We start from the raw sequence: 21,944 nt of genomic DNA, 5'->3' as shown, positions 1-21,944 counted from the left end.
CCCGCGCGGCGGATCCGGGATGCTGCGGTGGCATGAGCAGACCTCTGGGACGTATGCGTACGCGAGCTCTCGCCCTGCCCCTCGTCGTCGGTCTCGCCGCCACCGTGCTCACCTGGAGCGCGCCGGCCGGTGCGGACCCGGACGCGGCCGCCCGGCCCGGCCTCGCCGAGGCCATCGAGACGATCCTCGCCGATCCGCGGATGGACGGCGGCGCGGCCAGTGTCCTCGTCGCCGAGGCGGACAGCGGCGAGGTGCTGTACCGGCACGAGGCGGGGGACCGTCTGATGCCCGCCTCCAACACCAAGCTCGTCACCTCCGCGGCGGCGGCCGAACTGCTCGGCACCGACCACCGGTTCACCACCGAGGCGCTCACCGCGGGAGCGCAGCAGGGCTCCGTGCTGCGCGGCGACCTGTATCTGCGGGGGAGCGGCGACCCCACCGCCCTCGCGGAGGACTACCGCAAGCTCGCCGCCGAGGTGGCGAAGCGCGGTATCCGGACGGTGACCGGGCGGCTCGTCGCCGACGACACCCGGTTCGACGCGCAGCGGCTCGGGCGCAGCTGGGCCGCGGACGACGAGTCCTCGTACTACTCGGCGCAGATCTCAGCCCTGACCGTCGCCCCCGACACGGACTACGACGCGGGGACCGTGGTCGTCGAGGTGTTCCCGGGCGCCGGCGCGGGGGACCGGCCGCGCGTCGCCGTGACGCCGCGCACCGGGTACGTGGAGATCGTCAACCGGGCCGAGACCCTGCCGGCCGGCCAGGACGGCGACCTCACCGTCGAGCGGCGGCACGGGACCAACGAGATCGTCGTGAGCGGCGGCATCGCGGCCGGCGAGGACGCCGCCAAGGAGTGGGTGACCGTCTGGGAGCCCACCGGCTACGCGGCCGACGTCTTCCGGCGCGCGCTGGCGCAGGAGGGCGTCCGGGTCGTCGGCGGGACCCGGCTCGGTGTGCGGACCCCGGACGGGGCACGGGAGTTGGGCGTGCACCGGTCGATGCCGCTGAAGGAACTGCTCGTCCCGTTCATGAAGCTCTCCAACAACATGCACGCTGAGGCGCTGATCAAGGCGATCGGATACGAGGCCTCCGGCGAGGGGACCTGGCAGGCCGGACTCGCCGCCGTCGACGCGTACCTGAAGCGGGCCGGTGTGGACAGCGCGCAGCTGCGGCAGGTGGACGGTTCGGGGCTGTCGCGGATGAACAACTTCCCCGCGGAGCAACTCGTCGAGCTGCTGCTCGCCGTGCGCGCGGAACCCTGGTACGCGGACTGGGCGCGGTCCCTGCCGGTGGCCTGCGACCCCGACCGGTTCGTGGGCGGCACGCTCAGGTCCCGGATGTGCGGGACGCCCGCCGCCCTCAACGCCCGCGCCAAGACCGGGTCTTTGACCGGTGCGTCTGGTCTGTCCGGGTATGTCAAGGACAAGGACGGGCGTGAACTCGTCTACTCGATCGTGCTCAACAACTACCTCGCCTCGTCCGTGAAGAGCATCGAGGATGCGATCGTGGTCACACTCGCGGCCTCGGACGCCGACGGCGCCGAGGCCGTGCGGCCGGCCAACCGGCGTGCGGCCGAGGGCCGTACCGACATCGAGTGTTCCTGGAGCAAGTCGAGGGGCTGCTGAGGTCAGTGAGGTGCGGGCCGGAGTCGGTGCGGGGCGCCGCTCCGGCCCGTATGGGCAAAGCTTTACCCCAAATGGGAACCACTTGGGCGGCGCGCCGTGTCCCCAGCGCTGATGCAGAACTGACCTGAACCGACGGGTGTCACTCTTCTGCGCTACATTCGTCATACGGGCGCAGAGTGAAGAGGGGGGCGCTCGGACCGGGTGGGGTCCGGTCCGGCGGCGAGTGCCCGGTCTCGCGTGCGTCCACCGGTTCCTTGGGGGAATAGGCGTACAGCAGTGGAGAATTGGCGGGAAGACGCCCTGTCCGGGCACACGCATGACCCGAACGAGGTCACCATCCAGATCGACGGCCTGGGCCGTCTGTCGGGTAGCGAGCTGCCGGTCGCGGAGAGCCGCGATGCCGCGGACCGGCCGGTGTTCGTGGACGAATCGGGCAGTCGCGGGCGAAAGCTGCGCAAGATCGGCTGGATACTCGGCGCCGTATGCGCGGTGTACGCCGTCGTGCTCATCGGCACCCTCGCCTCCGGCAACTCCGAAGCACCCTGGATGCCCGGCCTCGGCAAGGACAGCAACTCGTCCACCAAGGTGAAGCCCTCGCCCAGCCCCGCCGACTCCAGCGCCCCCGCCGAGGCGGAGAAGACCCCCGGCCCCGGCGAGAGCATCGTCGGCTCGCAGGACCCGCTGCTGCCCGGCACCTCCACGAGCGACCCGGCCACCGAGCCCTCCACCTCGGGCAAGCCCTCCGGCAAGCCCACCAAGAACCCGGACCCGGACCCGGATCCGAGCACGCAGAACCCGGACCCGGACCCGAGCACGCAGAACCCCGACCCGGACCCCGAGCCGACCGACCCGGTGGACCCCGAACCGACCGGCCCCGTCGACCCCACGGAGGGGAACGTGGTCGGCGGCGTCGGCGGCGGACAGCAGCAGCCCGTCTCCTCCGACACGGACCAGGGCCGCACCGGAACCGACACCGCACCCCTCGAATCCGGCCCCGCAGAGCCGGCCGAGAGCCACCTCCTCCTGGCAGGCGCCGCACTATGACCCCCCGTACCACCGGCGCGGCACGCCGCCGCCGCGTCCCCCTGCGGTACCTGCTGCCGCTGCTCTTCCTCGTCGCGCTGATGGCGATGCTCATGCTGCGCGGCTACACGCACAGCGAGATCCTCGCCGACCACCGGGTGCGCCCGCCCGCGCCCACCGACCAGGTGCCGCACCGCGTGCTCGGCGGCGGCCCCGTGATCGACGCGCGCGGCGGCCAGATATCCACCCGCGAAGTGCCGCGCAAGAAGCTGGTGCTGACCTTCGACGACGGACCCGACCCCACGTGGACGCCCCGCGTGCTCGACGTCCTGAAGGAGCATGACGCGCACGCCGTCTTCTTCGTCACCGGCACCATGGCCTCGCGCCACCCCGACCTCGTGCGGCGCATGGTCGACGAGGGCCACGAGGTGGGCCTGCACACCTTCAACCACCCCGACCTGTCGTACCAGTCGAGGAGCCGTATCGACTGGGAGCTCTCGCAGAACCAGCTGGCGCTCGCCGGCTCGGCGGGCATCCGCACCACGCTGTTCCGGCCGCCGTACTCCTCCTTCGCCGACGCCTTCGACAACAAGAACTGGCCGGTCACCGAGTACATCGGCTCCCGCGGCTACATCACCGTCGTCAACAACACCGACAGCGAGGACTGGAAGCGCCCCGGCGCCGACGCGATCATCAAGCGGGCCACGCCCAAGGGCGGCAAGGGCGCGATCGTGCTCATGCACGACTCCGGCGGCGACCGCTCGCAGACCGTGGCGGCCCTCGACCGGTTCATCCCCCAACTGCAGGACAAGGGCTACGAGTTCACGCACCTGACCGGCGCCCTCGGTGTGACCAGCGCGCACAGCCCGGTGACCGGCCTCGACCTGTGGAAGGGCAAGGCGTTCGTCTACGCCGTCCAGGCCTCCGAGCACGTGACGGGCGTCCTGGTCGTGGGTCTCGCCGTGATCGGCGCCCTGGTCATCGGCCGTTTCGGGCTGATGCTGCTGCTCTCGGTGATGCACGCGCGGCGCACCCGCCGCAGCGGCTTCAGCTGGGGGCCGCCCGTGACCGAGCCCGTCTCGGTGCTCGTGCCCGCGTTCAACGAGGCCAAGTGCATCGAGAACACGGTCCGTTCACTGATCGGCAGCGACCACCCCATCGAAGTGATCGTGATCGACGACGGCTCCACCGACGGCACCGCGCGGCTGGTGGAGAGCCTGCGCCTGCCGGGCGTCCGCGTGATCCGCCAGCACAACGCGGGCAAGCCCGCCGCCCTCAACCGCGGCGTGGCCAACGCCCGGTACGACCTGATCGTGATGATGGACGGCGACACCGTCTTCGAGCCGTCCACCGTCCGCGAGCTCGTGCAGCCCTTCGGCGACCCGCGCGTGGGCGCCGTCGCGGGCAACGCGAAGGTGGGCAACAAGGACTCGCTGATCGGCGCCTGGCAGCACATCGAGTACGTGATGGGCTTCAACCTCGACCGGCGCATGTACGACGTGCTGCGCTGCATGCCCACGATCCCCGGCGCGGTCGGCGCCTTCCGCCGCTCCGCCCTGGAGCGGGTCGGCGGGATGAGCGACGACACGCTCGCCGAGGACACCGACATCACGATGGCCCTGCACCGCGACGGCTGGCGCGTGGTCTACGCGGAGAACGCCCGCGCGTGGACCGAGGCCCCCGAGACCGTGCAGCAGCTCTGGTCCCAGCGCTACCGCTGGTCGTACGGCACGATGCAGGCGATCTGGAAGCACAAGCGCGCCTTCATCGAGAGCGGGCCCTCGGGCCGCTTCGGCCGGGTCGGCCTGCCGCTGGTCTCGGCGTTCATGGTGCTCGCGCCGCTGCTCGCGCCCCTGATCGACGTCTTCCTCCTGTACGGCCTGGTGTTCGGCCCGACCCAGAAGACGATCATCGCGTGGCTGGGCGTCCTCGCAATCCAGGCCGTCTGCGCGGCGTACGCCTTCCGGCTCGACCGCGAGAAGATGACCCATCTGATCTCGCTGCCCCTGCAGCAGATCCTCTACCGGCAGTTGATGTACGTGGTGCTGCTCCAGTCCTGGATCACCGCCCTCACCGGCGGCCGCCTGCGCTGGCAGAAGCTGCGCCGCACCGGCGTGGTGGGCTCGGCCCCCGGCATCCCCGCCCAGCCGTACAGCGGCGAGCGGAGGCCGGTGGGATGAGCACGCATCGCTACGACCCGTCGGGGAGCGCCGGGCGGCCGGACGAGGCTTCGGGGTGGAGGGGTTACGGGGTGCCGGAGCAGCGGGGCGCGGAGCTTTACGGGACCGATCCGTACGGGAGTGACCCGTACGGGAACGATCCTTACGGGACCGAGCCGTACGCCGCCGATGCCCGCGCGGCCGGCACGCACGGCACCGACGTGTACGGCACCCAGCCGGCCTGGACGCAGGACCCGCAGCCGGCGTGGGCGGCGCAGGAACCGCAGCACACGGCCACCCTGCCCGCCCAGCCCCAGGAGCCGGGCCCCACCGATCCGCCGAAGGCGGCCCACAAGCCGGGCCGCGACCGGTACTTGGACCTGCTGCGCACGCTCGCGCTGGTCCGCGTCGTCGTGTACCACATCTTCGGCTGGGCCTGGCTGACGGTGGTCTTCCCTTCGATGGGCGTGATGTTCGCGCTCGCCGGCTCGCTCATGGCGCGTTCCCTGAAGCGGCCCGCGCTCGGTGTGATCCGCGGCCGTATCCGGCGGCTCCTGCCGCCCGTCTGGCTGTTCGGCGCCGCGGTGGTACCGCTCATGTTCCTGCAGGGGTGGAACCCGGCGAAGGACCTCGGCGGCACGTGGTTCCTCCAGGTGCTCAACTACCTCTTCCCGGTGGGGGCCCCGCCCTACCCGTGGCACAACGGCTCGCCCTCCGGGCTGCTCGAGGACACCTGGGCGGTGCAGGCGGCGGGCCCGCTCTGGTACATCCGCGCGTACCTGTGGTTCGTCATCGCCTCGCCCCTGCTCCTGTGGGCCTTCCGCAGGCTGCCCTGGGTGACGCTGCTCGCGCCGCTCGCGCTCACGGCGGTCGTCGGCACGGGCATCGTGAAGATCCCCGGCGAGACCGGGAACGCCGTCACCGACTTCGCGGTCTACGGCTCCTGCTGGGTGCTCGGCTTCGCACACCAGGAGGGCACACTCAAGAGGTTTCCGCGGTACGTGACCGTCTCGCTGGCCTCGCTCCTGATGGCGTTCGGCCTGTGGTGGGCCTCGAACCACCTCGGCCCGGACGGCTGGGACCTCAACGACATCCCGCTCGCCCAGGCCACCTGGTCCTTCGGCTGCGTGGTGATCCTGCTGCAGTACGCCCCTTCGTGGCAGGAACTGCCGGGCCGACTGAAGAGCTTCGACAAGCTGATCACGCTCTCCAACAACCGTGCCGTCACCATCTACCTGTGGCACAACGCGCTGATCATGGCGACGATCCCGATCCTGGACCTCGCGTGGGACATCCCCGGCTTCTGGGAGAACTTCGGCCCCGCCTTCGAGACCACGTACACGATCTGGATGTTCGTCCTCGTCTGGCCGCTGATCGGCCTGATGATCCTGGCCGTCGGCTGGGTCGAGGACATCGCCGCCCAACGCAAGCCTCGCCTCTGGCCCGACGGCAGCAGGAAGAAGACCGGCTCGCACAGCCGCTGACGCCGCTCGCACAGCCGCTGGCCCCGGCCGCGCAGTTGCTCGCCGCGGGACGCCGCGCGCTCACACGCGCGCCGTCCCGCGGGTGAGAGCAAGGTTGCGCCGCGGTCATCAGATCGGGCACCGCCCCGAAATCACCGCTCCCTAGCGTCGTCCACGACTCGGACGACGCGTGGGGAGTGGAGGCGTGATGACATCGGCACCGGCTGCCACAGGCGGACGCAAGGGGGGCCGCTGGATCGAGCAGTGGGACCCGGAGGACGAGGAGTTCTGGGCGCGCACCGGCGAGAAGACCGCCCGCCGCAACCTGCTCTACTCCGTCCTCAGCGAGCACATCGGCTTCTCGATCTGGACGCTGTGGTCGGTGCTCGTGCTGTTCATGGGGCCCGAGTACGGCATCGACCCGGCCGGGAAGTTCTTCCTCATCGGTACGGCCACCCTGGTCGGCGCCGTGATCCGGGTGCCCTACACCTTCGCGGTGGCGCGCTTCGGCGGCCGCAACTGGACGGTGATCAGCGCCCTGTTGCTGCTCGCGCCCACCTTGGCGGCCTTCGCGGTCATGGAGCCCGGCACCTCGTACACCACCTTCCTGCTGGTGGCCGCGCTCACCGGCGTCGGCGGCGGCAACTTCGCCTCCTCCATGACCAACATCAACGCCTTCTTCCCGCTCCGCAAGAAGGGCTGGGCGCTCGGCCTGAACGCGGGCGGCGGCAACATCGGTGTGCCCGTGGTGCAGTTGATGGGTCTGCTCGTCATCGGCGTGGCGGGCGCCGGGCACCCGCGGGTGCTGCTCGCGATCTACCTGCCGCTGATCGTGATCGCCGCCGCGCTCGCCGCCGTACGGATGGACAATCTCGCGCCCGTACGCAACGACACCGGGGCCGTCCGCGAATCCGTGCGCGACCCGCACACGTGGATCATGTCCTTCCTCTACATCGGCACCTTCGGCTCCTTCATCGGATACAGCTTCGCCTTCGGCCTCGTGCTCCAGACCCAGTTCGGCCGCACCCCGCTCCAGGCCGCATCCCTCACCTTCATCGGACCGCTGCTCGGCTCCCTGATCCGGCCCGTCGGCGGACTGCTCGCCGACCGCTTCGGCGGGGCCCGCATCACCCTGTGGAACTTCGCGGCGATGGCGGCGGCGACCGGCGTGGTGATCTTCGCTTCCGTACGGGAGTCGCTGCCGGTCTTCCTCGTCGGGTTCACCGCGCTGTTCGTGCTCAGCGGACTCGGCAACGGCTCGACGTTCAAGATGATCCCCGGCATCTTCCAGGCCAAGGCACTGGCCAGGGGCCTGGCCGGCGAGGCCGCCGACGCCTGGGCCCGCCGTCTGTCCGGCGCGGCGATCGGCCTGATCGGCGCGGTCGGCGCGGTGGGCGGACTCGGCATCAACCTGGCCTTCCGGCAGTCCTTCCTGACCGCCGGCACCGGCACCGCCGCCTTCACGGCCTTCCTGGTCTGTTACGCGCTCTGCTTCGTGGTGACCTGGGCGGTGTACCTGCGCGCCCCGGCGGCTGCCCCCGCACCGGCGACCGCGGGCGAACCCGAACCCGCCCCGCAGCCGAGCTACGCGCAGGTGTGATCCACTCGGCGCGGGTGCACGCCGCATGACCCCGTACGGCGTGTGAGCCACACGACCCGGCACGGAGGCCGCGTAACACCTGCGCAATCAGGGCGAACCGAGCCTGTCACGCACCCTTGGCAGGCTCGGTCGACCGCACGATGGGACTTTTCGCCATGGCAGACCAGACACAGACCCCGCCCCAAGCTCTCCACTTCTCCCCCAAGCTCTTCGAGCAGGGAGGTGCCCCCAGAGCAGGGGGGACCCCCCTCGCCGGGCAGCCGCTCGCGGGCTTCACCGTCGGGGTGACGGCCGCCCGGCGCGCCGACGAGCTGGGCGCGCTGCTCGAACGGCGCGGGGCGAACGTGCTGCACGCGCCCGCGCTGCGGATCGTGCCGCTCGCCGACGACAGCGAACTGCTCGCCGCCACCAAGCAGTTGCTCGACCACGCGCCCGACGTGGTGGTCGCCACCACCGCGATCGGTTTCCGCGGCTGGATCGAGGCGGCCGACGGCTGGGGCATCGGCGACGAGCTCCTGTCCTGCCTGGGCGAGGTCGAACTCCTCGCGCGCGGACCGAAGGTGAAGGGCGCGATCCGCGCCGCCGGGCTCACCGAGTCCTGGTCGCCGGCCTCCGAGTCGATGGCCGAGGTGCTCGACCGGCTGCTCGTCGAAGGGGTCGCGGGCCGCCGGGTCGCGCTGCAACTGCACGGCGAACCGCTGCCGGGCTTCGTGGAGTCGCTGCGGGCCGCGGGCGCCGAAGTCGTCGGTGTGCCCGTCTACCGCTGGATGCCCCCGGAGGACCTCACCCCCGTCGACCGTCTGATCGACGCCGTCCTCGCCCGCACCGTGGACGCCCTCACCTTCACCTCGGCCCCCGCGGCGGTCTCGCTCCTGACCCGTGCGACGGAACGCGGCCAGGACGCCGCGTTCCTCACCGCCCTCGAACACGACGTGCTCGCGGCCTGCGTGGGCCCGGTCACCGCCCTGCCGCTCCAGGCCCAGGGCCTGCCCACCATCCAGCCCGAACGCTTCCGCCTCGGCCCCCTGGTCCAGCTCCTCTGCCTCGAACTCCCCGCCCGCACCCCCACGTTGCCCGTAGCGGGCCACCACCTCCAGATCCGCGGCCACGCGGCCGTACTCGACGGCGAACTCCGCCCGGTCCCCCCGGCGGGCATGTCCCTGCTGCGCGCCCTGGCCCGCCGCCCCGGCTGGGTGGTCTCCCGCGCGGACCTCCTGCGCGTCCTGCCGGGCGCGGGCCAGGACGAACACGCGGTGGAGACGGCGATGGCCCGACTGCGCTCGGCCCTCGGCACACCGAAGCTGATCCAGACGGTGGTGAAGCGGGGGTACCGACTGGCGTTGGATCCTTCGTCGGATGCGAAGTATGCGGGCTAGGCGGGGAGTTGGGCGCTCCTAGCGCTGCAGGCGGTCCGGTAGTCGCACCCACCGGCGCGGTGCGTGGCGGTCCGCTGCTGTGCCGGCGTCGGTGATGCGGAGGCCGGCCTGGCTGCAGGCGTACGCGAGCGTGTCCGCGCCGTACGAGAAGGCGCCGCGCTGCCACCACCGGAAGTGCCAGGCGGCCGCTGGTTCCGCCTCGTCGGGCGTGAGGCCGATCTCCTCGTGCCCGACCGCCCTCCCGTCCCGGGCCAGGGTCCCGAAGATGCCGCCCTTGGGGTTGTAGTAGATGCCGTACGCGGCGGTGCCGTGCGTGAGCTCCGCGAGGACGGCCTCGTCGCTCGGCAGGTATCCCTCCTGCGTGATCACGCAGCCGCCCGGGGCGCCGGGCAGGCTCGTCACGCCGACCCAGCGCAGGGACTCCTCGAAGTCTTCATCGGCGAACGGGGCGTGCTCGAGGTCGGCGAGCGGACAGTCCGCAGGGGCCGCGCCGAGCCGCCGGATCACCTCGTCCTCGTCGAGGCCGCGGACGAAGGCGATGCCCAGCCCCTCGGTCCACAGCTCCTCCTCGCCGAACGCGGCGATCAGCTCGTCGGCCGCCCGGAACGCGGCGGCGTCCTCGGCCGGCAGCTCCCGCGCACCCGGCAGCCCCGCGACGAGCGGCGCGAGCGGAGTGGTGAGCAGAAGGAGGCCGGGCGACCACGGTCCCGTCTGCTCGGTCCACACATCGGCGCCGGCGTCGATCAGCGCGCGGATGCTTTGCTCGCTCCCGCTGCACACGGCGTGCCAGAGCGGGGTGTGTCCGAATTCGTCCGACGCGTCAACCGCCGCTCCATGGGCCAGGAGTACGGCGACTGAATCCGCCGCTCCTCGTGCCGCGCACTGGTGCAGCGGGGTGCCCTCCGGCCAGCCGACCCGCGCGTCGACCGGTGCGCCCTCTTCGAGGCGGACGCGGACCAGGGCGGCGTCCTCCCAGTCGTGGTAGCCGAGTTGTTGCCAGTCGTCCCGCGGTACGTAGCGCTGCCGCGCCTCGTCCTCGCGCCGCAAGACGCTCAACTCATGCTCGGAGAGCGGCGGCGCGAGAAAGTTCGGCGGGCCGCTCATCTCCGCTGTCACGAAGGTGGTCGGCTGCGTGGCCGGGTCCGGCGGTTCAAGCCCGGGCCACACCTCCATGGCGGTGGATGCCGCGGCCCGTAGAGCCGCCACGTCCACCGCCGTGCTCGTCTCGCCGATCTCTTCATCCGGCCACTCGACCACCAACCGGGCTTCCCCTGGCGGCGGAAGCTCCGGCAGGTAGAGGTCGACATCGGTCTTGAAGGTCGACCGGCGCAGCGGGCCCATGCCCGGGTCCAAGGGAATCAGGCCGGTCGCCTGGGGAGTGAACACGCGCCGCTGCTGCCCCTCCGTATCGGTGTACGACACGTCCCGCATCACCGTCGGGTCCAACGACGTCACCCGACGACCGTCCGAGAACAGCAGACCGACCCGCAGCCCGGACTTCCGCGGCGGACCCGAACCCTGCCACCGCGTCCGCCGGAACACCGACAGGTGCAGCGTGGCCGACCGAGGCCACATCGACCACCCGGTCACCACCACCCGGGCCTCCGGCCCGTCCCCGGCCACCCCCAACTGCCGCACGAACGCGGGCGCATAGCGGTCCACCGGCGGCGCGTACCGTCCCTCGTCCTCGCCCGGAGGGCCGAGCCGCACCAGTGCCGTCCGCTCGGCAGCGGGCTCCTCGGGGAGCACCAGATCGTCGAAGAATCCCATGCACCGAGCGTGCCAGCCGGGTCTGACAACGGCCCCGCTCCATGCGCCAGGTCATGCCACAGCTGGGGAGCCGATCTATGGCCCGGCCCCGACCACCCCTAGTACCGTGCCCCAATGATCGACGAAAAGTTCGAGATCCGGCCCGCGACCCCGGACGACGCCGCCGCGCTCGTGGCGGCGCAGCTGCGCAACAGGGAGCATCTGGCCGGCACCGAACCCGCGCGCGCCGACGCGTACTTCACCGTCGAGGGGCAGATCGCGCGGATGAACGACGGGAACGTGCGCTGGGTCATCACCGACGGTGACAGGGTCATCGGGCGTGCGGATCTCTCCGGGATCGTGCGGGGGCCCTTCTGCACCGCCTCGCTCGGGTACTGGGTGGACGGCGAGTACCTGGGGCGCGGACTCGCGGTGCGTGCCGCCGAGACGATGCTCGCGTACGCGCGTGACGGCCTCGGACTGCACCGGGTCGAGGCCTCCACGCTCACCGACAACGTGGCCTCCCAGCGCGTTCTCGCCAAGTGCGGCTTCGAGAAGATCGGGTTCGCGCCCAGGTATCTGCACATCAACGGCGCCTGGCGGGACCACTTCCTGTTCCAGCGGATCCTGCACGACGACCCGCCGCCGCTCTAGAGCCGAGCCGCCGGACCGGCCCCGGCGCAGGCACGGGGTCTTCCGGCCGCGCCCCAGGCCGGGCACTCTGTGAGGGAATCACCGGCAACCCCACAAGGCGGTGACAGGCGCATGGTGGCGAGTACGGCCGCGTACGAGCCGCGGTTCGACGCCGGGCGGGTCGGTCTCGACCTGCTCGCCACGTCCCACCCGGAGGAACGGCTCGACAGCGCCGAGGCGTTGGGGGAGTGGCTGAGAGGCGCCGGGCTCGTGCCGGCGGGGACCGGTCTCGGGCGGATCGGGCTCGATTGCGTTCATCGTTTTCGTCAATTGCGGGAGGACATCCGGCAGTTGGTGGGCGGGGCGCCCTCGCCCGACGGCAAGCCTGCCGCCCTCGCGCTCGCCCGGGTCAACGAGGCGGCCGCGCTGCCGCCGCCCGCACCGCGGGCCGTGCCCGACGGGGACGGCAGGCTGCTGCGCGTCCTGCACACCGAGCCCGACTGCGGGGCGCTGCTCGCGGCGATCGCCCGCGATGTCGTGGAGCTGCTCACCGACCCCGTCGCCGCCTCGCGTATCCGCCAGTGCGAGGGCGACAACTGCCCGCGGATCTACCTCGACACCTCCCGCGGACGCCGCCGGCGCTGGTGCTCCAGCGAGGTCTGCGGCAACCGGGAGCGCGTGGCCCGGCACCGCCGCCGTACGGCCGTGACATGAGCGCCGGCAGGTGCGGAAACGCTCAGGTCCGCTCCTGAACCGCCGTTCAGGAGAAAACTTCCGGAAGCGTTGAACACGCGGCCCGCCCGCCCCGTAACTCCCCTGTGATAAAAGCAGTGGGGGCAGCCCCGTCGACCAGGGGACACCGGAGGCAGGCGTGCGCAAGGATTCCGCAGTGGCCGACGAACGACCTCCGCGGGCCAGGCACCGGGTGCCCTCGCCCTCGGAACAACCAGCGCCGGACGAGGAGTTGATGCGCGCGCTCTACCGAGAGCACGCGGGTCCGCTGCTCGCCTACGTGCTGCGCCTGGTCGCCGGGGACCGGCAGCGCGCCGAGGACGTGGTGCAGGAGACGCTGATCCGGGCGTGGAAGAACGCCGGGCAGCTCAACCGCGCCACCGGTTCCGTCCGCCCCTGGCTGGTGACGGTCGCGCGGCGTATCGTCATCGACGGACACCGCAGCCGGCAGGCCCGGCCGCAGGAGGTCGACCCGGCCCCACTGGAGGTCATCCCCGCGGAGGATGAGATCGACAAGGCGCTTTGGCTGATGACACTTTCGGACGCGCTCGACGATCTGACCCCCGCGCACCGGGAGGTCCTCGTCGAGACGTATTTCAAGGGCCGTACGGTCAACGAGGCGGCCGAAGTGCTCGGCATACCCAGCGGCACCGTCCGCTCCCGGGTGTTCTACGCACTTCGTTCCATGAAGCTGGCGCTGCAGGAGCGGGGGGTGTCGGCATGAGCGGCTACTACGGACCGGACACACAGGGGATGCGCGAGACGCCCGACATCCACGAGACCGTCGGCGCCTACGCCCTCGGGATCCTGGACGACGCCGAGGCCACGGCCTTCGAGGCGCACCTGGCCGGCTGCGACTTCTGTGCGGCCCAGCTCGACGAACTCGCGGGCATGGAGCCGATGCTCGCCGCGCTCGCGGACCTGCCGCAGCAGCCGCTGCGCGACCCGGGTGCGGTACGGCAGGTGGGCGAGCAGCTGTCCACGCAGCCGAGCCCGCGCCTGCTCGACAACCTGGTCGGCGAGGTCGCCCAGAAGCGCGCCATGAAGCGGCGGCGCGGCTTCTACCTGGTGGCGGCCGCGGCGGCGCTGATCATCGGCGGCCCGCTCGCGGTGGTCGCGGTGAACGACGGCGGTGGTACGACGACTCCGCACGCCCACTCCACCAGCCCCGCCGAGGACGCCTTCTTCCACCACATGGAGAAGAAGTTCACGGCCACCGACGCGGACACCGATGTAACGGCCACGGTCGGGGTCGAGAAGAAGGGCTGGGGCACCCACACCGTCCTGGAGCTGAAGAACGTCAAGGGACCGCTCAAGTGTTCCCTGATCGCGGTCGGCAAGAACGGCGAGGAGGAGACCGTCACCTCGTGGGCCGTGCCCGAGCGCGGGTACGGGATCGAGGGCAGCACGGACAAGTGGGCGAGCAACCCGCTGTACGTGCACGGCGGAGCGGCCCTGGAGCCGGAGGAGATCGACCGCTTCGAGGTTCGTACCTTCGAGGGGAAGAAGCTGGTGGATGTGAAGGCGTAGTGCGCACGGGGGTCCCTTTCGATTACGGTGGACGGCTGCTCATGTCGAGCAGCAGCACGTGAGAAGGGGACCCCGGTGGCCGACGTCAATGCCGCCTCGCCGTCAGGCACGCGAGTGCCGTCCGGTACAGGAGAGCCGTCCGGTACCGCAGGCGCGGGAGAGCCGGCCGGCACGCGGGAGCGCGAGCTCGCCATCGAGCAGCGCCACCTCGACCGGGTCTACGCACGCCTCGAGGAGAAGATCCACGAGGCCGAGTTCCTGATGCAGGACGCGGCCAAGCGCTCCCAGGTCGGCACGCCCGGCGCGCTCGCCGAGCGCGACGCGCAGGTCTACCGCGCGGGCATCCATCTGAACCGCCTGAACAACGAGTTCGAGGACTTCCTCTTCGGCCGCATCGATCTGCTGCTCGGCAAGGACGGCAAGAAGGGCCCGGACGGCGCGTACACCTCGGTCGAGCCGGCCGAGGACGCCATCCGCCCCGACAACACCGCCGACATCGCCGAGACCCTGCACATCGGCCGCATCGGCGTGCTCGACGCGGACTACTCGCCGCTGGTCATCGACTGGCGCGCGCCCGCCGCCGCACCCTTCTACCGCTCCACACCGGTCGACCCGGGCCGTGTCGTCCGCCGCCGCGTCATCCGCTCCAAGGGACGCAAGGTGCTCGGCGTCGAGGACGACCTGATGCGCCCCGCCCTCACCGCGTACCTGAACGGCGAGGAGCTCCCTGCCTTCGGCGACGGCGCCCTGATGGCCGCGCTCGGCCAGGCCCGCAGCCACTCGATGCGCGACATCGTCGCCTCCATCCAGGCCGAACAGGACCTGGTCATCCGCGCCCCCGCCGCCTCCGTCACGTACGTGGAGGGCGGCCCCGGCACCGGCAAGACGGCCGTCGCCCTGCACCGCGCCGCATACCTCCTCTACCAGGACCGCCGCCGCTACTCCGGCGGCATCCTGATCGTCTCGCCGACCCCGCTGCTCGTCGCGTACACCGAGGGCGTGCTGCCCTCGCTCGGCGAGGAGGGCCAGGTCGCGATCCGCGCGGTCGGCTCGCTGGTCGACGGCGTGGAGGCCACGCTGTACGACGACCCGGCGGTGGCCCGCGTGAAGGGCGCCTCGCGGATGCTGAAGGTGCTGCGCAAGGCGGCTCGCGGGGTGCTCGACACCCCGCAGCCTTCTGCCGGCGGTCAGCTGTCCCTGGACGAGGATGATTCCGTCGATTCCGTACAGGAGGCAGGCACCGCGGTCCGCACCGACCTGCTTCGCGTGGTGGCCTTCGGCCGCCGCCTCGAACTCGACGCGGACGAGCTGCGCCGGATCCGCCAGATCGCCCTGGGCGGCACCGCGCCCGTCAACCTGCTGCGCCCGCGCGCCCGCAAGCTGCTCCTTGACGCCCTGTGGGCCAAGTCCGGCGCCGGGGCCCGGCACACGGACCCGGAGCTCGCGGCCGAGCTGCGCTCCTCCTTCGACGAGGACGTCAGCGACGAGGACGGCTTCACCGGCTTCCTGAACGCCTGGTGGCCCGAGCTGACCCCGCGCGCGGTGCTCGCCGCGATGGCCGACGAGAAGCGCCTGTCCCGCTGGGGCCGCCGCGTCCTCAACCCCGGCGAGGTCCGCAAGGTCGCCCGCTCGCTGCGGCGCGACGGGTACTCGGTGCACGACGTGGCCCTGCTCGACGAGCTCAACTCGATCCTGGGCACCCCGGCCCGCCCCAAGCGCAAGCGCGAACTCGACCCGCTGGACCAGCTCACGGGCCTCGAGGAGCTGATGCCGCAGCGCGAGGAGACCCAGCGCGAGCGGGCCGAACGGCTCGCGCAGGAGCGGGTCGAATACGCGCACGTGATCGTCGACGAGGCCCAGGACCTGACCCCCATGCAGTGGCGGATGGTCGGCCGCCGCGGCCGGCACGCCACCTGGACGGTGGTGGGCGACCCGGCCCAGTCCTCCTGGTCCGAGCCGGACGACGCGGCCGCGGCCCGCGACGAGGCGCTCGGCACCCGCCCGCGCCGCCGCTTCGAGCTGACCGTCAACTACCGCAACCCGTCCGAGATCGCCGACCTCGCGGCCAAGGTGCTCGCCCTGGCGATGCCGGGCATGCCCTCGCCGAAGGCGGTGCGCTCCACCGGACTGGAGCCCCGGTTCGCGGTCGTGGACGACGAGCGCTCGGGGGCGCGGGGCAGTCTCGGCGCGACCGTACGGGCGGCTGCGGCCCGGCTGCTCGACCAGGTCGACGGCACGGTCGGCGTGGTGGTCGCCATGCGGCGCCGCGACGAGGCCGCGCGCTGGCTCGCGGACCTCGGCGAGCGCGTGGTCGCGCTCGGCTCCCTCGAAGCCAAGGGCCTGGAGTACGACGCGACGGTCGTGGTCTCCCCGGCGGAGATCGCCGACGAGTCACCGGCCGGTCTGCGCGTGCTGTACGTGGCGTTGACCCGCGCCACCCAGCAGCTCACCGTGGTCTCCACGGCGGCGGACGCGCCGGACGCGGCGGGGGTGCCGGACCTGCTGCGGGACTGAGCGCCGCACTTCGCCGGGGCTCCGCTATGGGAGCTCCGGCTGCTCCAGTGACCGCACCTCGGCCGCGTACAGCTCGGCCGGGTCGAGGTCCATGCCCGCGAAGTGCCCGGCCAGTTCGAGCGAGAGCACCCCGTGCAGGCGGGTCCAGAAGCGCAGGGCGCGGGCCTCGGCGCCGGGGCCGGCCTGCGCGCACGCGGCGACGAGCCGCGCCATGATGCGCCGCGCCGTCTCGCGGGTGTCCTCCGGCGCGTGGTACCCAGGCACCGGCGTCCCGTACATCAGGAAGTACCGCTGCCGGTCGGCCAGCGCCCAGGTCCGCAACGCCCCCGCCAGGCCTGCCGGACCGGTCTCGCCCGCCGCGTCGACAGCCGTCTCCAGGGATCCGTACGCCTCCCTGATCAGCTCGGTGATCAGCTCGTCGCGTGAGGCGAAGTAGCGGTAGAGGGCGGGGCCCGTCATGCCCAGCTGCTTGGCGATGGCGTTCAGGGAGAGGCCGGGCGCGCCCGAAGCGGCGATCTGCTCCCAGGCCTTCTCCTTGATCTCGGCCCGGACCTGGGCCCGGTAGCGCTCCCTCGGCGTCGTCATGCGTTAGACCCTATCACTGAAGCTATTGACTCCAACTCTGCGATTGAGTTACAACCTATAACAGAAGCGAGAAGAGCTATCGGCATACGAGACGCAGAGGCGGGACTCCCATGAACACCACCCAGCAGCAGCTCACCGAGATCGTCCTCCCGGGCAAGGTCGAGCCCGAGGGCCTGCGGGTCCGGCGCGGACCCGTTCCCGTGCCGGGGCCGGGCCAGGTGCTCGTCGCCGTCGAGGCCACCGGCGTCTCCTTCGCCGAGCAGCAGATGCGGCGCGGGCGCTACTTCGACCAGCCGCCGTTCCCCTTCGTGCCCGGCTACGACCTGGTCGGGCGGGTCACCGCCCTGGGGCCCGGTGTTCCCGGGGACCTCGAAGGGTGCCGTATCGCCGCCCTCACCAAGACCGGCGCCTGGGCCAGCCATGTCCTGGTCGACGCCGAGGACGCCGTGCCGGTACCCGACGGAGTGGGCGCCGCCGAGGCCGAGACCGCGGTGCTCAACGGGATCACCGCCTGGCAGATGCTGCACCGCAAGGCCCGCGTCCGCAGCGGGCAGACGATCCTGGTGCACGGCGCGGGCGGCGGGGTCGGCTCCCTGCTCGTGCAGCTCGCCCGCGGCGCCGGGGTCCGCGTCATCGGCACCGCGTCCCCGCGCCACCACGCCGCGCTGCGCGCCCGGGGTGTGGAGCCGGTGGACTACCGGACCGGGGACGTGCCCGCGCGGGTCCGCGCGCTCGCGCCCGGCGGGGTGGACGCCGTCTTCGACCACGTGGGCGGCCGCAGCGTCGTCGACTCCTGGCGGCTGCTCGCGCCCGGCGGCACCCTCGTCTCGTACGGGAGCGCCGCCACCCTTGACGCCGAGGGCAGCAAGATGTGGCCGGTCCTGAAGATCCTCGGCCGCATGTGGGCGTGGAACGCGCTGCCCAACGGGCGGCAGGCGTACTTCTACAACGTGTGGGCCGGCCGGAAGTTCGGCCCGAAGGCCTTCCGCGCGCGGCTGCGCGCCGACCTCGGGCAGGTGCTCGACGCGCTGCGCCGCGGCGAGATCGGCGCGGGCGTGGCCGCGGAGCTGCCGCTCGAGCGGGCCGGCGAAGCCCTGCGCCTCGCGGAGTCCGGCACGGTGGCCGGCAAGGTGGTGCTCGTCCCCTGAGGGGTCCGCTGGGCCGTTCGCGTAGTGACCGAAAACGTATCGCCTGGTACGGGAATTGCCTTACGGGGATCGTTTGTTACCTTGGACGTGGCACCGGCTCGATCCAAGCCCCCGGGCCCAACCTTCGTCGCTACGAGCGACCACTTGCCGCGAGGCGAGCATGGCGGGTCGGTGTCACTGAGCTTCACCAGAGGTCCACGTCCTTCGGGGCGTGGACCTCTTTTGTATGTAGCCACAGAGTCGGTACGTGCCCCCTGAAAGGGGTTCCGCGCCGCCCGGCGCTTCTCGTATGGTGGAAGTAGTTTTCCGAAAATGCCCCTCGTCCGCGAGCAAAACGTTCTAAACCCGGGACGGCTACCTCGTACCGGCAGGTAGGTGCGACGATCGGATGACGCACGCGATGGCAGTTTTTTTGCAAGACAGGTGAAAGAGAGAAGTCGGCATGGCAACGGCGCCCAGCGTCTCCTACTCGATGACGGTCCGACTCGAGGTGCCCGCGAGCGGAACCGCCGTCTCGCAGCTCACCACGGCCGTCGAATCCTCGGGAGGCTCCGTCACGGGCCTCGACGTGACCGCATCCGGTCACGAGAAGCTCCGGATCGACGTGACCATCGCGGCGACCTCCACCTCGCACGCGGACGAGATCGTCGAGCAGCTGCGCGGGATCGAGGGGGTCACCCTCGGCAAGGTCTCGGACCGTACCTTCCTGATGCACCTCGGCGGCAAGATCGAGATGGCGTCGAAGCACCCCATCCGCAACCGTGACGACCTCTCCATGGTCTACACGCCGGGTGTGGCCCGCGTGTGCATGGCCATCGCGGAGAACCCGGAGGACGCGCGCCGCCTCACCATCAAGCGCAACACGGTTGCGGTGGTGACGGACGGCTCCGCGGTGCTCGGCCTCGGCAACATCGGCCCGATGGCCGCCATGCCGGTCATGGAGGGCAAAGCGGCCCTCTTCAAGCGCTTCGCCGACATCGATGCCTGGCCGATCTGCCTGGACACCCAGGACACCGACGAGATCGTGTCGATCGTCAAGGCGATCGCCCCCGGCTTCGCGGGCATCAACCTCGAGGACATCTCCGCGCCGCGCTGCTTCGAGATCGAGGCCCGCCTGCGCGAGGCCCTCGACATCCCCGTCTTCCACGACGACCAGCACGGCACCGCCATCGTGGTGCTCGCCGCGCTCACCAACGCCCTTCGTGTGGTGGGCAAATCGATCGGCGACGTGCGCGTGGTCATGTCCGGTGCAGGCGCCGCCGGTACGGCCATCCTCAAGCTGCTGCTCGCGGCCGGCGTCAAGCACGCCGTCGTCGCCGACATCCACGGCGTGGTGCACGCGGACCGCGCCGACCTGGTCGACGCCGCCGCCGACTCGCCGCTGCGCTGGATCGCCGACAACACCAACCCCGAGGGCGTCACCGGCACGCTGAAGGAAGCGGTCGTCGGTGCGGACGTGTTCATCGGCGTCTCGGCGCCCAACGTCCTTGACGGCAACGACGTCGCGGCCATGGCGGACGACGCGATCGTGTTCGCGCTTGCGAACCCCGACCCCGAGGTCGACCCGTCAATCGCGCGCCAGACCGCCGGAGTTGTGGCCACCGGCCGCTCGGACTTCCCCAACCAGATCAACAACGTGCTGGTGTTCCCGGGTGTGTTCCGCGGTCTGCTCGACGCCCAGTCGCGCACGGTGAACACGGAGATGATGCTCGCGGCGGCCACGGCTCTCGCGGACGTGGTCTCCGAGGACGAGCTCAACCCGAACTACATCATCCCGTCGGTCTTCAACGACAAGGTCGCGGGCGCGGTGGCCGGAGCGGTGCGCAACGCGGCGAAGGCGGCGGGCGCGGCGGCGGGTTCGGCCCCCTCGGCCTGAACGCGGCCCGATGTGACCGGAACCACGGCCTGAAACGCGGCGCGTCGTGGAACGCGACGTGCACGGGTGCGCTCTAGGGTTGCGGGCGGAAACCACGCCTTCTATGCCCTGCGGTGCGATGCCGGGAGCCGACGGAGCGTCACCATTTCGGGGCACGTTGCCTACGATGGGTGCTTTTCGTGTGACTACTGCTCCTCTGACGGGGCGCCGGATTGGCTTTCCCGCCTGAGGTGGGGGCAGGATGCTTCCCCAAGGGCTCCGTCCGAGGGGCGCACCCTGAGGGCGCGAGGGTCCGGCGACGGACCCGGGTCACGGGACCGCCGAGGACCCTGGCAGCATCGGCTTCGCTGTGCCCGACAGGCTTTGCCGCGTGGCACCGCCTCAACAGCAAGAAGAACACGGGAGTAACAACATGAACCGCAGTGAGCTGGTGGCCGCGCTGGCCGACCGCGCCGAGGTGACCCGCAAGGACGCCGACGCCGTGCTGGCCGCGTTCGCCGAGACCGTCGGCGAGATCGTCGCCAAGGGCGACGAGAAGGTCACCATCCCCGGCTTCCTCACCTTCGAGCGCACCCACCGTGCCGCTCGTACCGCCCGCAACCCGCAGACCGGCGAGCCGATCAACATCCCCGCCGGTTACAGCGTGAAGGTCTCCGCGGGCTCGAAGCTCAAGGAAGCCGCCAAGGGCAAGTAATCCTTCGGCTTTGCGCGCAAGGGGTCACCGGGTCCGCCCGGTGACCCCTTCGCCGTTCCCACGGCGAGCAGTTGGGCCTGCGGCCGCGGGTAGCTCCGCCGCTCCGCGGCGGTGGGTGAGTAGCGGGGCTGACGCCCCCACGCCCCTCTGCGGGGCTCCGCCCCTGCACCCCGGCGGGGGCTCCGCCCCTGCACCCCCGCAGGTGGGGCACTCTTCAGAACGTGGGGCACCCCGGCAGGCCGTCCGGCGTTCGAGGGCGCGGACAACTCTCCAGCCCGTCCGAGGTTTGCGGACGAGGGCAACCCTCAGCAGGCGGGGCAACTGTCAGCCCGTCCGGCGTTTGAGGACGAGCGCCGTTCAGGCGCGATACGGGGGCAAGGGGCGAAGCCCCAAAGGGGGGTGCAGGGGGCGAAGCCCCCGCGTGGGTGCCCACCCAGGGGGTCCGGGGGGCTGTGGCCCCCGGTTTCGGGAAGGGGCGGGTAGGGGAATCCGCCCGCCGCAGGCGCCCCACCTCAGCCCACCCCCACCCGGCAGCCGCGAACCCACCCGCCCCGCGAAGCACCCGCCCCGCGAAGCACCCGCCCCCCCGAACCAACCCCCTCAAAACGCCACTTCAGTCAGCGACGACACGATCGTCGTGCGCGGGCCCGGGGTGATGCCCGGGACCGACGGGACCGCGAGCAGGGCGCAGCCCGCAGACAGGGCCGCCGCCGCCCCTGTAGGCGTGTCCTCCACCGCGAGGCACGCGGACGGGGCGACGTCGAGGGCCGAGGCCGCGTTCAGGTAGGGGTCCGGATGCGGCTTGCCCCGCTCCGACTCGCCCTCCGCGAAGGAGACATCGAAGCGGTGCCGGCCGAGGGCGGACAGGACGACGTCCGCCACGTGCCGCTCCGAGGACGTCACCAGGGCCGTGGGGACGCCCAGTTCCCGCACCCGGTCCAGGAGCGCCAACGCCCCGGGCTGCACCCGCAGATCCGCCGCCACGGCCTCCGTGAAGGCCTTGTCCAGGGCGCGCGCCGTCTCCTCCCGCGAGCGCGCGGTCAGTTGGTCCCGTACGAGCAGGTCCGCCGCCGCAGCGATCGTCGCGCCTGCGAACGGCGCCAGGACCGAGGCGGACGCCAACCGCCCCTCCGCGGCCAGGAATTCCCGTACGACATCGAGCCACGCGTGCTCGGTGTCCACGAGCGTGCCGTCCATGTCGCAGAGCAGCGCGGCGGGGATGGGCAGCGTGGGCACG

The 21,944-nt window shown here is 71.7% G+C and carries 17 protein-coding genes; 14 read left to right on the top strand and 3 right to left on the bottom strand.

The window, feature by feature from the left end:
- The first annotated feature begins 32 nt into the window (after window positions 1–32).
- The 6 genes from dacB (at window position 33) to BLT97_RS23920 (ending at window position 9,246) form a co-directional block, all read left to right on the top strand.
- Window positions 33–1,625, top strand: a complete 1,593-nt coding sequence (dacB, locus tag BLT97_RS23945; RefSeq protein ID WP_093613547.1) for a D-alanyl-D-alanine carboxypeptidase/D-alanyl-D-alanine endopeptidase — start codon at window positions 33–35, stop codon at window positions 1,623–1,625.
- Between the two features lie 276 nt (window positions 1,626–1,901).
- The gene (locus BLT97_RS23940; protein ID WP_093613545.1) at window positions 1,902–2,669 is read left to right on the top strand and encodes a hypothetical protein; all 768 of its coding nucleotides are present in this window, start codon (window positions 1,902–1,904) and stop codon (window positions 2,667–2,669) included.
- Window positions 2,666–4,828 (top strand): bifunctional polysaccharide deacetylase/glycosyltransferase family 2 protein, encoded by a 2,163-nt coding sequence (locus BLT97_RS23935; RefSeq protein ID WP_093613543.1) that lies wholly within the window; start codon window positions 2,666–2,668, stop codon window positions 4,826–4,828. Before BLT97_RS23940 ends, BLT97_RS23935 begins: the two co-directional genes overlap by 4 nt.
- A complete protein-coding gene (locus BLT97_RS23930) occupies window positions 4,825–6,291 on the top strand; it encodes an acyltransferase family protein (protein ID WP_093613541.1) in 1,467 nt (488 codons plus the stop codon). The genes BLT97_RS23935 and BLT97_RS23930 overlap by 4 nt, the downstream gene beginning before the upstream one ends.
- A gap of 187 nt (window positions 6,292–6,478) precedes the next feature.
- A complete protein-coding gene (locus BLT97_RS23925) occupies window positions 6,479–7,870 on the top strand; it encodes a nitrate/nitrite transporter (RefSeq protein WP_093613539.1) in 1,392 nt (463 codons plus the stop codon).
- A 155-nt stretch (window positions 7,871–8,025) separates the two neighbouring features.
- Window positions 8,026–9,246 (top strand): uroporphyrinogen-III synthase, encoded by a 1,221-nt coding sequence (locus BLT97_RS23920; protein WP_093613537.1) that lies wholly within the window; start codon window positions 8,026–8,028, stop codon window positions 9,244–9,246.
- An 18-nt stretch (window positions 9,247–9,264) separates the two neighbouring features.
- On the opposite strand, the gene BLT97_RS23915 is transcribed toward BLT97_RS23920, so the two are convergent.
- Window positions 9,265–11,016 carry an ankyrin repeat domain-containing protein gene (locus BLT97_RS23915; protein WP_093613535.1) on the bottom strand — a complete coding sequence of 584 codons (1,752 nt, stop codon included), beginning with the start codon at window positions 11,014–11,016 and terminating at the stop codon, window positions 9,265–9,267.
- Window positions 11,017–11,130: 114 nt separating this feature from the next.
- Here BLT97_RS23915 and BLT97_RS23910 point away from each other — a divergent pair, with 114 nt between their 5' ends.
- The 5 genes from BLT97_RS23910 (at window position 11,131) to BLT97_RS23890 (ending at window position 16,404) form a co-directional block, all read left to right on the top strand.
- A complete protein-coding gene (locus BLT97_RS23910) occupies window positions 11,131–11,649 on the top strand; it encodes a GNAT family N-acetyltransferase (RefSeq protein WP_093613533.1) in 519 nt (172 codons plus the stop codon).
- A 111-nt stretch (window positions 11,650–11,760) separates the two neighbouring features.
- Entirely contained in the window at window positions 11,761–12,342 is a 582-nt protein-coding gene (locus BLT97_RS23905; protein WP_093613531.1) for a CGNR zinc finger domain-containing protein, read from the top strand.
- Between the two features lie 157 nt (window positions 12,343–12,499).
- Window positions 12,500–13,084: a sigma-70 family RNA polymerase sigma factor gene (locus BLT97_RS23900; RefSeq protein ID WP_093613529.1), complete on the top strand. Its 585-nt coding sequence runs from the start codon at window positions 12,500–12,502 to the stop codon at window positions 13,082–13,084.
- Complete coding sequence (locus BLT97_RS23895) at window positions 13,081–13,890, top strand: anti-sigma factor family protein (protein ID WP_093613527.1); 810 nt, start codon at window positions 13,081–13,083, stop codon at window positions 13,888–13,890. The genes BLT97_RS23900 and BLT97_RS23895 overlap by 4 nt, the downstream gene beginning before the upstream one ends.
- A gap of 114 nt (window positions 13,891–14,004) precedes the next feature.
- The gene (locus tag BLT97_RS23890) at window positions 14,005–16,404 is read left to right on the top strand and encodes a HelD family protein (RefSeq protein ID WP_093613707.1); all 2,400 of its coding nucleotides are present in this window, start codon (window positions 14,005–14,007) and stop codon (window positions 16,402–16,404) included.
- A 24-nt stretch (window positions 16,405–16,428) separates the two neighbouring features.
- On the opposite strand, the gene BLT97_RS23885 is transcribed toward BLT97_RS23890, so the two are convergent.
- On the bottom strand, window positions 16,429–16,989 hold the full coding sequence (locus BLT97_RS23885) for a TetR/AcrR family transcriptional regulator (RefSeq protein WP_093613525.1): 561 nt from the start codon (window positions 16,987–16,989) through the stop codon (window positions 16,429–16,431).
- A 110-nt stretch (window positions 16,990–17,099) separates the two neighbouring features.
- Here BLT97_RS23885 and BLT97_RS23880 point away from each other — a divergent pair, with 110 nt between their 5' ends.
- From BLT97_RS23880 to BLT97_RS23870, 3 genes are all read left to right on the top strand, one after another.
- On the top strand, window positions 17,100–18,137 hold the full coding sequence (locus tag BLT97_RS23880) for a medium chain dehydrogenase/reductase family protein (protein WP_093613523.1): 1,038 nt from the start codon (window positions 17,100–17,102) through the stop codon (window positions 18,135–18,137).
- Window positions 18,138–18,579: 442 nt separating this feature from the next.
- Complete coding sequence (locus BLT97_RS23875; RefSeq protein WP_093613521.1) at window positions 18,580–20,013, top strand: NAD-dependent malic enzyme; 1,434 nt, start codon at window positions 18,580–18,582, stop codon at window positions 20,011–20,013.
- Window positions 20,014–20,425: 412 nt separating this feature from the next.
- Complete coding sequence (locus tag BLT97_RS23870; protein WP_016645140.1) at window positions 20,426–20,707, top strand: HU family DNA-binding protein; 282 nt, start codon at window positions 20,426–20,428, stop codon at window positions 20,705–20,707.
- A 600-nt stretch (window positions 20,708–21,307) separates the two neighbouring features.
- On the opposite strand, the gene BLT97_RS23865 is transcribed toward BLT97_RS23870, so the two are convergent.
- Window positions 21,308–21,943, bottom strand: coding sequence for an HAD family hydrolase (locus BLT97_RS23865; protein WP_245769514.1), 636 nt, complete (start codon window positions 21,941–21,943; stop codon window positions 21,308–21,310).
- Window position 21,944: the final 1 nt, after the last annotated feature.

This window comes from Streptomyces indicus, from assembly GCF_900100315.1.
GTDB lineage: Bacteria > Actinomycetota > Actinomycetes > Streptomycetales > Streptomycetaceae > Streptomyces > Streptomyces indicus.
This window is presented reverse-complemented; position numbering and strand designations above follow the sequence as displayed.